Annotated in this window: 10 protein-coding genes; 5 read left to right on the top strand and 5 right to left on the bottom strand. The window is 62.1% G+C overall.

What is annotated here, in order from left to right; translation table 11 throughout:
• Positions 1-92 precede the first annotated feature (92 nt).
• Both QM716_RS10645 and fdhD read left to right on the top strand, forming a co-directional pair.
• On the top strand, positions 93-2,402 hold the full coding sequence (locus QM716_RS10645; RefSeq protein WP_283304121.1) for an FdhF/YdeP family oxidoreductase: 2,310 nt from the start codon (positions 93-95) through the stop codon (positions 2,400-2,402).
• Position 2,403: 1 nt separating this feature from the next.
• Positions 2,404-3,273, top strand: a complete 870-nt coding sequence (gene fdhD, locus QM716_RS10640) for a formate dehydrogenase accessory sulfurtransferase FdhD (RefSeq protein WP_283304120.1) — start codon at positions 2,404-2,406, stop codon at positions 3,271-3,273.
• On the opposite strand, the gene QM716_RS10635 is transcribed toward fdhD, so the two are convergent.
• The 3 genes from QM716_RS10635 to aroQ are packed head-to-tail and all read right to left on the bottom strand — an operon-like array spanning position 3,224 to position 6,461.
• Positions 3,224-5,137, bottom strand: a complete 1,914-nt coding sequence (locus QM716_RS10635; protein WP_283304119.1) for a sugar phosphate isomerase/epimerase and 4-hydroxyphenylpyruvate domain-containing protein — start codon at positions 5,135-5,137, stop codon at positions 3,224-3,226. The two genes, fdhD and QM716_RS10635, sit on opposite strands and share 50 nt — an antisense overlap.
• Positions 5,134-6,012 carry a shikimate dehydrogenase gene (locus tag QM716_RS10630; RefSeq protein WP_283304118.1) on the bottom strand — a complete coding sequence of 293 codons (879 nt, stop codon included), beginning with the start codon at positions 6,010-6,012 and terminating at the stop codon, positions 5,134-5,136. The genes QM716_RS10635 and QM716_RS10630 overlap by 4 nt, the downstream gene beginning before the upstream one ends.
• A complete protein-coding gene (gene aroQ / locus QM716_RS10625) occupies positions 6,012-6,461 on the bottom strand; it encodes a type II 3-dehydroquinate dehydratase (RefSeq protein WP_283304117.1) in 450 nt (149 codons plus the stop codon). Before aroQ ends, QM716_RS10630 begins: the two co-directional genes overlap by 1 nt.
• A gap of 126 nt (positions 6,462-6,587) precedes the next feature.
• Here aroQ and QM716_RS10620 point away from each other — a divergent pair, with 126 nt between their 5' ends.
• From QM716_RS10620 to QM716_RS10610, 3 genes are all read left to right on the top strand, one after another.
• Positions 6,588-7,262, top strand: a complete 675-nt coding sequence (locus tag QM716_RS10620) for a TetR/AcrR family transcriptional regulator (protein ID WP_283304116.1) — start codon at positions 6,588-6,590, stop codon at positions 7,260-7,262.
• Positions 7,263-7,333: 71 nt separating this feature from the next.
• A complete protein-coding gene (locus tag QM716_RS10615; RefSeq protein WP_283304115.1) occupies positions 7,334-9,565 on the top strand; it encodes a glycoside hydrolase family 3 C-terminal domain-containing protein in 2,232 nt (743 codons plus the stop codon).
• 190 nt (positions 9,566-9,755) lie between these two features.
• The gene (locus QM716_RS10610) at positions 9,756-11,093 is read left to right on the top strand and encodes an MFS transporter (protein WP_283304114.1); all 1,338 of its coding nucleotides are present in this window, start codon (positions 9,756-9,758) and stop codon (positions 11,091-11,093) included.
• A gap of 84 nt (positions 11,094-11,177) precedes the next feature.
• On the opposite strand, the gene clpX is transcribed toward QM716_RS10610, so the two are convergent.
• Both clpX and QM716_RS10600 read right to left on the bottom strand, forming a co-directional pair.
• Positions 11,178-12,458 carry an ATP-dependent Clp protease ATP-binding subunit ClpX gene (gene clpX, locus QM716_RS10605; protein ID WP_003944582.1) on the bottom strand — a complete coding sequence of 427 codons (1,281 nt, stop codon included), beginning with the start codon at positions 12,456-12,458 and terminating at the stop codon, positions 11,178-11,180.
• Positions 12,459-12,816: 358 nt separating this feature from the next.
• Entirely contained in the window at positions 12,817-13,479 is a 663-nt protein-coding gene (locus tag QM716_RS10600; RefSeq protein ID WP_283304113.1) for an ATP-dependent Clp protease proteolytic subunit, read from the bottom strand.
• Between the last annotated feature and the right edge of the window lie 42 nt (positions 13,480-13,521).

Raw genomic sequence — 13,521 nt, 5'->3', positions numbered from 1 at the left:
GTAGGTAAGGCTAGCCGATGAATGTCGCTTTCCGGCGAGTTCGACCGGCCCGTTCGATGGCAGTACCGGCTCGTTCGGGCCACTATGGAGACATGACGCGCCAGGGCCCCTCGAAAGACATCGACGAATCGGATCTCGAAGTCACGCATCCCAAGGACTACGCCGCCGGAGTACCGGCCGTCCTGGTGTCGCTGCAACGCGGAATCGAGCAGATGGGAGCATTGCGGACCGCCCGAACGCTCACCAGACTCAACCAGCGCCACGGCTTCGACTGCCCGGGGTGCGCATGGCCGGAGACTCCCGGCCATCGCAAGCCCGCCGAGTTCTGCGAGAACGGCGCGAAGGCTGTTGCCGAGGAAGCAACGCTTCGCACCGTCACACCCGAGTTCTTCGCGGAGCACTCGATCGCCGACCTCGAAGGCAAGACCGATTACTGGCTCGGGCAGCAGGGCCGACTGACACACCCAATGGTTCTGACGCCGGGCGCAACCCACTATCAGCCGATCGACTGGGACGGCGCGTACGCACTGATCGCCGAACATCTGAACAGCCTCGCGTCGCCGGACGAAGCGGTGTTCTACACCTCCGGTCGCACTTCCAACGAAGCCGCTTTTCTCTACCAGTTGATGATTCGGAGCTACGGCACGAACAACATGCCCGACTGTTCGAACATGTGTCACGAGTCGTCCGGGAGCGCACTGACCGAATCCATCGGCATCGGCAAAGGCTCCGTGACCGTCCCCGATCTCGAGAACGCCGATCTCATCCTCATCGCCGGGCAGAATCCCGGCACCAACCATCCTCGAATGCTCTCGACGCTGGAGAAGGCAAAGGGCAACGGCGCCAAGATCATTGCCATCAATCCTCTGCCCGAAGCGGGATTGCGACGGTTCAAGGATCCACAAAAGGTGTCCGGCGTGATCGGGCACGGAGTCGAGATCGCAGACGAGTTCCTGCAGATCCGGCTGGGCGGAGACATGGCACTGTTCCAGGGCCTGGGGAAGCTGCTGCTCGAACAGGAAGATCGCGCTCCCGGCACCGTCGTCGATCGCGCATTCGTCGACCGGTACTGCGCCGGTTGGGACGAGTACGAGAAGCACATCCGCGCAGTCGATCTCGACACGGTGATCGAAGCGACGGGCCTGTCGATGGCGCAGCTCGAGGAAACAGCCACCGCCCTGGTCCGATCCGAACGAACCGTCACCTGCTGGGCCATGGGCATCACTCAGCACACACACGGAGTCGCCACCATCGAGGAAGCGGTCAACCTGTTGCTCATGCGCGGGATGATGGGCAAACCAGGTGCCGGCGTCTGCCCGGTGCGAGGACACTCCAACGTCCAGGGTGACCGCACGATGGGCATCTGGGAGAAGATGCCCGAAGAGTTCCTGGCCGCTCTGGACACCGAGTTCGCGATCTCGAGCCCTCGCAAGCACGGTTGGGACACCGTCGACGCGATCCGCGCCATGAACGCAGGCAAGGCAAGCTTCTTCATGGCGATGGGCGGTAACTTCATCCAGGCAAGCCCGGACACCGCGGCCACCGAAACGGCGTTGCGCCAGTGCGAACTCACCGTGCAGGTTTCCACCAAACTGAATCGCAGTCACGTGGTCCACGGGCAGACCGCGATCATCCTCCCCACCCTCGGACGCACCGACCTCGACGTCCAAGCCGGCGGAAAGCAGCTTGTCTCCGTGGAGGATTCGATGTCCATGGTGCACCTGTCCCGCGGACGCCTCACACCGGTCAGCCCCTACCTGCGCAGTGAAGTCGCCATCATCTGCCAACTCGCCCGCGAACTACTCGGCAGCGATCACTCCGTCCGTTGGTCGGCCTTCGAGGGCAACTACGACCTGATTCGCGATTCCATCTCACGGGTGGTGCCGGGCTGCGAAAACTACAACACCCGGGTCCGTCAGCCCGACGGATTCCAGCTCCCCCACCCCCCACGTGACTCGCGCGAATTCCGCACGCACACAGGCAAAGCCAACTTCGGCGTAAACGACCTGCACTGGATACCCACTCCCAGTGGCCGTCTGATTCTGCAGACCATGCGAAGCCACGACCAGTACAACACCACGATCTACGGCCTCGACGACCGATACCGCGGCATCAAGGGTGGACGCAAAGTCATTCTCGTCAATACCGAAGACATCACCGCACTCGGATTCCGCGACGGCGATCTCGTCGACATCGTGTCCGAGTGGACGACACCAGACGGCACGCTCGAAGAGCGTCGGGTCACGGAATTCCGCATCGTCTCCTACGACACCCCACGCGGCAATGCGGCGGCTTACTACCCCGAGACAAATCCGCTCGTTCCCCTCGAACACGTTGCAGCCAAGTCGAACACGCCGGTATCGAAGGCAGTCACCGTTCGACTCGAAGCATCAGGCGCCTGAGATGGGACGAGTCACCGCACGAACACCGGTCGTTCGAATCTCGGGTGATCGGGTCGTCACGCGCCCCGACACGCTGGCCGTCGAGGAACCACTCGAAATGAGGGTCGGCGGCCAGGTGCTGGCGGTGACGATGCGAACACCCGGCAACGACGTCGACCTCGTACACGGTTTCCTTCTCAGCGAAGGTGTCATCGCCACCCGCGACGACGTGAGCGTCGTCCGCTACTGCGACGGCGTCGACGACACCGGCGCGAACACGTACAACGTCCTCGACATCGCTCTCGCTCCCGGAGTGCCGTTGCCCGATCACACCACCGACCGCAACACCGTCGTCAGTTCCGCGTGCGGAGTGTGCGGCAAGACCTCACTCGACGCCGTCCGGACCACGACGCGCCATCCGCTGGTCGGTGACACCACTTCCGTCACCTCCACCCTCCTGTCGACCATGCCGGTCACGCTGCGGGAGAGCCAACGGATCTTCGAGCGCACCGGTGGCCTGCACGCAGCCGGACTGTTCACCGCCACCGGCGAACTCCTGGCACTGCGCGAGGACGTCGGCCGTCACAACGCCGTCGACAAGGTGATCGGGTGGGCAATCACCGACGGCCGAGTACCGCTCTACGACACGATCTTGATCGTCAGCGGGCGGGCGTCGTTCGAACTCGTCCAGAAGGCCGTCATGGCCGGCATTCCGATCCTCGGTGCTGTCTCCGCGCCGTCGTCACTGGCCGTGGAACTAGCGCAGGAGTCTGGGCTGACTCTCGCCGGTTTCATCCGCGGCGATTCGATGAACGTCTACTCGCACCCGCACCGAGTCGAGGTCACGTCGAACTCGCGCGCAGTTGAGCCGACAGTCGCACAGCGGAGTTGACTTCCCCGTAGCCCTCGTACCCACCCACTCGCTGCACGACCTCGAAGAACAGGTCTCCCCCGACGGTCGGGGTGAACAGGTGGAAGAACTCGCCTTGAGCGTCCGCGTCGTAAAGGATTCCGGCGCTACGCATACGGTCGAGCAGTTCGGCATTCAGTCCGAAACGCGCGTCGAGATCGTCGTAGTAGTTCGGTGAAATGGGTAGCGGCACAAAGCCCCAGTCCTGCATCGACGCGGCAACACCGAAGATGTTCTCACACGCAAAGGCAACATGACTGACGCCGCCGCGGCGAACCGTCGGCAGCCCGCTTCGACTGCCCTCCACCATGTTCAGCGAGATGCGCAGGGCCTGTCCGTCACCGTCTTGAACGAGCGTGAGCGCCTGGCTCCGCATGAGGCCGACGGAATCGGTGACGTCCTGCCCCTCGTGCGGTTGCATCTCGAACACCGACCGCAGGAGCAGCATGATGCCGTCCCAGCTCTCGGCCGGAACTGCAAGCGCCACATGGTCGATCCCGGTGAACACTGCACCCTGTTCACGATTGCGCTCGGCGGGTAGCGGATAGATCTCGAAAGCCGATTCCCACGCCGCAGCACTGCCAGGGCCACGAAGGTCGATCGATGTCGCATCGGTGACCTTCAGGCGTACGACGTCCGGTACCTCGGAGTTCTCGTCGCTCGATCCCGGCAACTGCACTCGGGTCGCCGGCACTTCGAGAGCCAGCGCTCGCTCACCCCACACTTCGGGTTCGGTTGCCCGGATGCCGATCTGAGTGAGAACCGGTAGGTCCGCAGGCAGCCCGGGCGCCGTCCACACCGTGCCCGCAGTCGCGTCCACGGCAACGGTGAGCGATCCATGCCGCCACAGCTGCAAATCGTGGTCGTGGTGCCGTCCGAGAAGATGAAAACCGACGCGGGAGAGCATCGTGTGCACCTGGTCCTGCTTAGCCGGTCCCGCCGCGATTCGCAGAGACACGATTCCTTCGAGCGGCGTGCGCTCCGGGGCGGTGAACAGCGTGGGTCCACCGGCGGCTGGGTTCGCGGCAGCGACCTGTTCTTCGAGGTGGAGCAGCGACCGATGAGCGTCGATTGCCGTTCGCTGGGTGTCGGCGCGACGGAATACGTCGTTGAAGATCTCGAGCGACCACGGTCCGTCGTAACCCGTGGCGTAGACGTGCTGAGCGAAAGCGTTCAGATCGAAACTGCCCTGTCCCGGGAAGTTTCGGTGGTGCCGGCTCCACTGCAGGATGTCCATCGCCAAGAACGGCGCGTCCGCCAACTGGAGGAAGAAAATCTTCTCGCCGGGAATCTCGCGAATTCCGGCGGGATCGTCACCGCGCGAGAGGATGTGGAAGCTGTCCAGACAGGTTCCGAGTGAAGGATGGTCGACCCCTTCGACGATCTTCCATGCGTGGCCGTAGGTGTTGACGTGGGCACCCCACGCGAGTGCCTCATACGCAACTCTCTTGCCGTGCTCGGACGCCAATTCGGCGAGAGCTCCGAACTGCTCCGTCAACTGACCGTCGTCGTGACTCGCGGTCGGTAGAGGCGAGGAGCACACCAGGAGCGTCTCGCATCCCAGCTGATCCATCAGTTCGAATTTGCGTTGCACTCGAACAAGATTTCGAGCAAGTTGACTTTCGCCCACCGTGTCGAAGTCACGGAACGGCTGATACAGATCGAGGGTCAGACCCAGATCCGCAGCCCTCGTTCGCAATTCCTTCGGGGACCACGGCGAAGCAACAAAATCCGGCTCGAACACTTCGAAGCCGTCGAAGCCGGCGGCCGCGATGGCGTCGAGCTTCTCCTCGAGAGTGCCGCTCAGCGATACCGTCGCGATCGACGTCCGAACCGGGGCACTCACAGCACTGCCGCAGTCTGTTCGCCGTGCACCAGTTCGGTCATGTGAGCGAGCATCCGCTTACTGTCGGGCTCGATGCCCGTGAAGATCCGGAATGCGTCGACGGCCTGGAAGACAGTCATTCCGCCTCCGCTGAGCGTCGGCGCTCCGATCAACCTGGCCTGACGCAACAGTTCCGTTTCGAGCGGGCGGTAGACGATTTCCGCCACCCACAGATCAGGGCGGAGCAGATCCGGGGAGAAGGCCATTCCGGGATGGGCCGCCATTCCCATCGGTGTTGCGTGGATCAATCCGTTTGCGTTGCCGAGCGCTTCGGCGAGGTCGCTCGTGTGCCGCGCCTCGACTACCTGCGCCGGGAACTGCCGTGAGAAGGCATGCGCGAGTTCTTCCGCGCGAGCCAGGCTCGAATCGACCAACGTCAGCGTCCCGACGCCGCGGGTGAGCGCGGCATAGGCAACCGCCGCACCTGCTCCGCCCGCACCGAGCTGCACGACGCGATCGAGCTGTGCAGCGGGTAGCCCCTCGTCGAAATTCCGGCCGAAGCCCGACCAATCGGTGTTGTGTCCGATCGCCTTGCCGGAGTCGAAGAGGATCGTGTTCACTGCGCCGAGCTTCTCTGCGTCCGGCGAGAGCTCGTCGAGGTGCTCGATCACCAACTGCTTGCACGGGTGAGTGATGTTGAGGCCGCGGAACCCGAAACGTCGTGCATAAGTGAGAAGTTCACCGATGTCCGACGGCGCCATCCCCATCGCGTCGAGATCGAGGATGCGGTAAACGTACGGCAGGCCCTGTCTGCGCCCTTCTTCCTCGTGCATGATCGGAGTCAAGGAGGCTCCGATGCCGGTGCCGATCAGACCGCAGAGGATCGAATCACTCATCAGTTCTTCCCTTCTCGGATGCAGACGAATTCGACTGCGGCGCTGTAACCGTCGATTCCCAACCCGCAGATGACCGCGTCGGCGATCCCGGACACGTAGGAGTGGTGACGGAATTCTTCGCGGCCGTGGATGTTGCTGATGTGCACCTCCACCACGGGGACGTCGAGTGTGACCAGAGCGTCGCGCAACGCAACGGAGGTATGCGAATACCCACCGGGATTGATGACGATGCCAGCGACTCTTCCCCTGGCCTCGTGGATCCAATCGATCAGTTGACCCTCGTGGTTCGACTGCTTTGCTTCGACCACCGCTCCGAACTTCTCGGCCGCAACTTCGCAGCGGGAAACGACGTCGTCCAAGGTGTCCGTCCCGTAGAACTCCGGTTGGCGCTGGCCCAACAAATTCAAGTTGGGCCCGTTGAGAACCAGAACCGGTGGAGATGGAGTCATCAGGGCACCTCGGTGTCGACGTTCGAGATTAATGTACGAACTAGTGAGTTAGTTCAGTGGACCTTACTCCCCCGACGCGAACTCGACAAGCAAAGTCGACAAACTGCTGACAGATAGAGTGAGCACATGGTTTCCGAGCAGTCAGTGAACTCCGTGGCGTCGAAGCCGGAGAAGCGACGCCGAAACAGTGATCTGACCAGGGTGAACATCATCGCCGTCGCCACCGAGGAGTTTGCCGACAAGGGCTTCGCCGGCGCTCGGGTGGACGAGATCGCAACCAAGACGCACACCACCAAGCGGATGATCTACTACTACTTCACCGACAAGGAAGGACTGTACAAATCTGTCCTCGAGCACGCGTACAGCGTGATTCGTGCGCAGGAACGTGAACTCGACCTCGAGGGATTGAACCCCACCTCAGCAGTCCGCGCGTTGGCCGAACTCACCTTCGACCACCACGAACAGCACCCGAACTTCATTCGGCTGGTGGCCAACGAGAACATGCTCCGCGGTGAGTACATCGAGAAGTCCGAGCAACTCAGCGGCCTCGGGGCACCCGCCGCCGACCTGGTCTCGCAGATCCTCCACGACGGGCAGCAGGCGGGGGTATTCCGCTCCGACGTCGATGCTCTCGATATTCACATGTTGATCAGCAGTTACTGCGTCTTCCGCATCGCCAACCGCCACACGTTCAAAGCGCTCTTCGACCGTGATCTGACCGACTCGACCCATCGCGAACATCTACGAACGATGCTCGGCGACATGGTCGTTGCGTTCCTGACCTCACCGACGCCGTCCTGACCCACCCCGAAGTCCGAAAAATCCCCCTACGGTGGTGAGTGGAACTCACAGCAGCCACCGGGAGGAATGACGTGACCGAGAATTACCTAGACGGGCTTTCACTCGAGGAGAAGGCGTCGTTGACGTCCGGCTCGGATTTCTGGCACAGCCAGTCTGTCGCCGGAATCGAGTCGATACTGCTGACCGACGGTCCGCACGGAGTCCGGAAACAACCCGAGGGCGGCGACGCGCTCGGACTCGGCCACAGCATTCCCGCGACGTGTTTCCCACCGGCAGTCGGGTTGGGCTCGTCGTGGAACCTCGACCTCATCCGCCAGGTCGGTGAGGCCCTGGGCGACGAGGCCAAAGCCGAACAGGTCTCGGTTCTCCTCGGTCCCGGTATCAATATCAAACGATCCCCCTTGTGCGGCCGGAACTTCGAATACGTCTCCGAGGACCCATTCCTCTCCGGCCGCGTCGCGGCGGCGCTGATCACCGGCATCCAGTCTCGCGGCGTCGGAACCTCGCTCAAGCATTTCGCTGCCAACAACCAAGAGCACGACCGGATGAGAGTCAGCGCCGACGTCGACGAGCGGACGCTGCGCGAGATCTATCTGGCCGGATTCGAGTACGCCGTCAAGACTGCGGCCCCGACGACGGTCATGTGCTCGTACAACAAGATCAACGGTGTGTACTCGAGCCAGAACCATTGGCTGCTCACCGAGGTACTCCGCGAGCAGTGGGGCTTCGACGGCCTCGTCGTCTCGGACTGGGGAGCAGTCAACGACCGCGTGGCGGCACTCGCCGCTGGCCTCGACCTGGAAATGCCGCCGACCGGAACCGATACCCAGATCGTCGACGCCGTGCGCGGCGGCGACCTTGACGAATCCGTGCTCACCACTGCAGCCGAGCGACTGTCGACGCTGGTGAAACGCACCGCCGCTGCGCGCACCGAAGGCCACACGTACGACGTCGCGCGTCACCACGAGTTGGCTCGGACTGCGGCAGCGGAGTCCGCTGTTCTCCTTGCGAACGACGGCGAATTACTGCCACTGACGCCCGGCGGGCAAACCGTCGCGGTGATCGGCGAATTCGCGTGCAGCCCGCGGTATCAGGGGGCAGGAAGTTCACAGGTCGTTCCGACCCTGCTCGACAATGCCTTGGACGCGATCCTCGACCTCGAAGGCGCCGACCGCGTCACCTTCGCACCGGGCTTCACATTCGACGGCACTCCAGACAGCGACATGGTCGACGAGGCTGTCGACGCTGCGCGCCGCGCTGACGTCGCCGTGCTCTTCCTCGGACTACCGTCCGCCACCGAATCCGAAGGGTTCGACCGAACCGACATCGAGTTGCCCGCCGACCAGATTGCCCTGCTGGAAGCGGTACACGGCGCGAACCCCAACACCGTCGTCGTGCTCTCCAACGGAGCCGTGATTTCGATCGAGCCCTGGAAGAATCATGCAGCCGCAATCCTCGAGGGTTGGCTACTCGGCCAGGCCGGCGGCTCTGCGATTGCAGATCTCTTATTCGGCATCACGAATCCGTCCGGGCGTCTCACGGAGACCATTCCGCTTCGCCTCCAAGACAATCCGTCGTATCTGCATTTCCCGGGATCACAGCAGCACGTGCGCTACGGCGAAGGACTGTACGTCGGGTACCGCTACTACGACTCCGCTCTGCGTGAGGTGGCGTACCCGTTCGGGTTCGGGCTGAGCTACACCACCTTCGACATCACCGATACGACCGTCGACGCCGGCGAGAACTCCGCCGAAGTGACCGTCACCGTGCGCAACAGCGGCGATCGAGCGGGCAGCACCGTCGTTCAGGTCTACGTTCACGGCGCCTCGGAAGGCGTCGACCGTCCCGCCCAGGAATTGAAGGGTTTTGCCAAGGTCCACCTCGACCCCGACGAATCTGCGACTGTGACCATCACGCTCGATACCAGGGCATTTGCCTACTGGTCCATAACGGCACAGGACTGGGCGATCGAACCCGGCGACTACGAGATCCGCGTCGGCTTCTCGTCTCGGGACATCGCGACCACCGACACGATCACTCTGGCCGGAAACGTCGGCGTCGGCACGCTCGACGCCATGTCGACCATCGGTGAATGGCTCGCCCATCCCGTCGGCAGTGTCGTTCTCGGCGCCGCCATGTCCGCCATGTCCGCCGCGGCAGGCGAAGGTGCGCAGTCGGTGAGCCCCGAAATGATGGCGCTCGCCGGTTCGATGCCGCTCGGAAAGCTCGCCACCTTCGGCCTGGGGATCACCGAGGAACAGGTGGAGCAGTTGGTGGCGGCCGCAGGGCAGCCGGCCTCCTGACCCCCTGAACTGCAGTTTCGACGTGCGATGAGTTCACCCGTAGATTTTTATGAACTATTTGGTTAATAATCTTGTGTAGTTGCTGTGGCGTCGGTTACATTCCTTGTATCGCTCTCCGCACAGACGTTCTCAATACGAACACTATCGGCGGATGTAGAGCCTCCACGACGCTTCCACCCAGGAGATGAGCATGTCAGCTAGCACGGTTACACCGTCCGGCCCAGAGGCGGGATCCTTGGCCAGGCCGGACACAACCAAGGTCAAGCGCGCAGCAACGTCGTCGTTTCTCGGCAGCATGCTCGAGTACTACGACTTCTACATCTACGCCTCTGCCGCTGCGCTCATCTTCCCCACGGTGTTCTTCCCGGACAGCGGACATGCGGCACTGCTTTCGCTGGCCACATTCGGTGTCGCGTACGTCGCGCGTCCCCTCGGTGCAGTGGTCCTCGGCCATTTCGGTGACCGCGTCGGCCGCAAGAAGATCATGCTGCTCACGCTCATTCTGATGGGCGCAGCCACCTTCCTCATCGGATGTATTCCCAGCGCCGATTCGATCGGAGTTTTTGCACCGATACTTCTGGTCCTGATGAGAATCGCTCAGGGCATCTCCGCCGCGGGTGAACAGAGCGGTGCCAGCTCACTGACCCTCGAACACGCTCCCGAAGGTCGACGCGCATTCTTCTGCAGTTGGACCCTCAACGGCACCCAGGCCGGCTTCATCCTCGCCAGCCTCGTGTTCCTGCCCATCGCTGCACTCCCCGACGACATCCTCTACACGTGGGGCTGGCGCATCCCGTTCTGGGGCAGCCTGATCGTTCTGGTCGCGGCATACATCATGCGTCTCAGGCTCGAAGAACCCGAAGAGTTCACCCAGCAGCAGGAATCCAAGACCGTCGCCAAATTGCCTGTCGCCGATCTTCTTCGCACCCACAGCGCAAATCTGATTCGCGTGATCTGCTGCGCTTTCATCGCCGTCGTCTCGACCATCTTCTCCGTCTTCGGACTCGCCTTCGCCACCACCGAAGAAGTGGGGATTCCGAAGTCGACCATGCTCTGGGTTGCCATCGCAGCCAACGCTGTGGCATTGCTCAGTCAGCCCGCCTGGGCGATGCTCTCCGACCGAATCGGTCGCAGGCCGCTGTTCATCGGTGGCGCGCTCGGTAGCGCAGTGTTCATCTACGTGTACTTCGGCGCAATCGCCAGCGGCAACGTCCCCCTGATCTTCCTCGCCGCAATCGGATTGATGTCGGTCTTCTACGCGGCCCCGAACGCCATCTGGCCGTCGTTCTACTCCGAGATGTTCAACACCAAGGTCCGCTACTCGGGCATCGCAATCGGCACCCAGGTCGGCTTCGCCCTCGCAGGCTTTGCCCCCGCCATCGGCAACGCCCTCATGGGCGGCGACAAGACGCATTGGATGCCCGTCGCCATTCTGACTTCAGTGGCGTGCGTCATCTGCGCAATCTCGGCGTTCACCGCCAAGGAGACGTTCCGCACTCCCCTCAAGGAACTCGGCAACCCCATCTAGCCGAATACCCCAGAGACATCCTGCACGAACCACTGCGGCCCGGCATCTCACGAGAGATGCCGGGCCACAGTCGTTTCAGAGTTTCTACGCCGTCTTGTCGCGACGCTCGCCACGTTCCGGCTTACGCGGAACGATGGTCGGAAGTACGTTGTCGTTGACGGTCTCCGCGGTGACAACCACCTTTTCGACGTCGTCACGGCTGGGAATGTCGTACATCACCGGAAGAAGAACCTCTTCCATGATGGCGCGCAGGCCACGAGCACCGGTTCCACGCAAGATCGCCTGATCGGCGATCGCGTCGAGCGCCTCTTCGGTGAACTCGAGTTCGACGCCGTCCATGTCGAAGAGTCGACGGTACTGCTTGACGAGAGCGTTCTTCGGCTCCGACAGGATCTGAACGAGGGATTCCTTGTCGAGGTTGGTCACCGACGCGATCATCGGCAGTCGGCCGATGAACTCGGGGATCAGACCGAACTTGATCAAATCCTCCGGCATGACCTCGGCAAAACGATCGACCGTATCCAGTTCGGCCTTTGACCGAACCTCGGCACCGAAACCGATACCGCGCTTGCCCACACGATCGGAGACGATCCGCTCGAGACCGGCGAAAGCGCCCGCGACGATGAACAGCACGTTCGTGGTGTCGATCTGGATGAATTCCTGGTGCGGGTGCTTACGGCCACCCTGCGGCGGGACACTCGCCTGCGTACCTTCGAGGATCTTCAGCAACGCCTGCTGGACACCTTCACCGGACACGTCACGCGTGATCGACGGGTTCTCACTCTTACGCGCGATCTTGTCGACCTCGTCGATGTAGATGATTCCGGTCTCGGCGCGCTTGACGTCGTAGTCGGCAGCCTGAATCAGCTTGAGCAGAATGTTCTCGACGTCCTCACCGACATAGCCGGCCTCGGTCAACGCCGTCGCGTCGGCGATGGCGAACGGGACATTGAGCATCTTTGCGAGAGTCTGAGCGAGGTACGTCTTGCCGCAGCCGGTGGGGCCGAGCATCAAGATGTTGGATTTTGCGAGCTCAACCGTCTCACCCCGCGCATCACGGCCCTTGTCGCCGGCCTGAATGCGCTTGTAGTGGTTGTAGACGGCCACGGCCAGCGTCCGCTTGGCGGAGTCCTGACCGATGACGTAGTTCTCGAGGAATTCTCGGATCTCCGCAGGCTTGGGAAGCTCGTCGAGCTTGACCTCGCTCGACTCGGCCAATTCCTCTTCGATGATCTCGTTGCAGAGGTCGATGCACTCGTCGCAGATGTACACCCCGGGTCCTGCAATGAGCTTTTTGACCTGCTTCTGACTCTTACCGCAGAAAGAGCACTTGAGCAGATCCCCGCCGTCGCCGATGCGTGCCATCTCGTGAGGTCCCTACTTTCCTTCATGTACGTGCACTCGCCGCCACTCGATCGGTCGAGATGCTCCGCAGTACGTCGGTAGTTGTCAGGTCAGAGTTGTCAGATCAGACAAACTGATCAACAAACTGATCGAACAAATCTGGTCTAACAATCGCAGAACGCCGGTCGAGAACCAGCCCGTGAAGTGACGGTACCCGCAGATCCCGAACGGGGTCGACCTGTTCTCGGCATTTCGCCTGCGGATAAAAAAGAAAAGTGCCGAGATTTCGGCCTGGCAAGCCTTCCACCTGGCACTTCTCGACGTGTCCGCCTCGTGTCGGGAATCGGGATACAGATCCTCGACACGAGGCGGAAATCGACTACTTCTGTGCGCTGAGCTTCCGGTAAGCGAGCACGTCGTCGATGATGCCGTACTCCTTGGCCTGCTCGGCCGTGAGGATCTTGTCGCGATCGGTGTCGACGCGAATGGTCTCCGGATCCTTGCCGGTGTGCAGCGACAGCGTGCTCTCCATGAGTCGACGCATACGCTCGATCTCCGCAGCCTGGATCTCCAGATCGGAAACCTGACCCTGGATGCCGCCCGTGGCCGGCTGGTGGATCAGAATGCGCGAGTTGGGGAGCGCGAAGCGCTTGCCCGGCGTACCACCGGCGAGAAGCACGGCAGCTGCCGAAGCAGCCTGACCGAGGCAGACGGTGGAAATGTCGGCACGGACGTACTGCATCGTGTCGTAGATCGCCATCAGCGCGGTGAACGAACCACCGGGCGAGTTGATGTACATGGTGATGTCGCGGTCCGGATCCTGCGATTCGAGAACCAACAACTGCGCCATCAGGTCGTTGGCGGAGATGTCGTCGACCTGCGAGCCGAGGAAGATGATGCGCTCCTCGAACAGCTTGTTGTACGGGTCGGACGTCTTGACGCCGTAGCTGGTCTGCTCCGTGAACTGGGGCAGGATGTAGCGCGATTGGGGGCCCGACGGCGCCTGGCCGCCCAGCGAGTTAGCTCCGAAAAGATTGGTCATCAGTTCTCCAAAGTATGAATTGGGCAGCGAAAGGATGGACGA

It is taken from the genome of Rhodococcus sp. IEGM 1409 (genome assembly GCF_030056735.1).
Classification (GTDB): Bacteria; Actinomycetota; Actinomycetes; order Mycobacteriales; family Mycobacteriaceae; genus Rhodococcus_F.
Note: the sequence above shows the minus strand (reverse complement) of the source record. Positions and strands in the feature narration are given on the sequence as shown.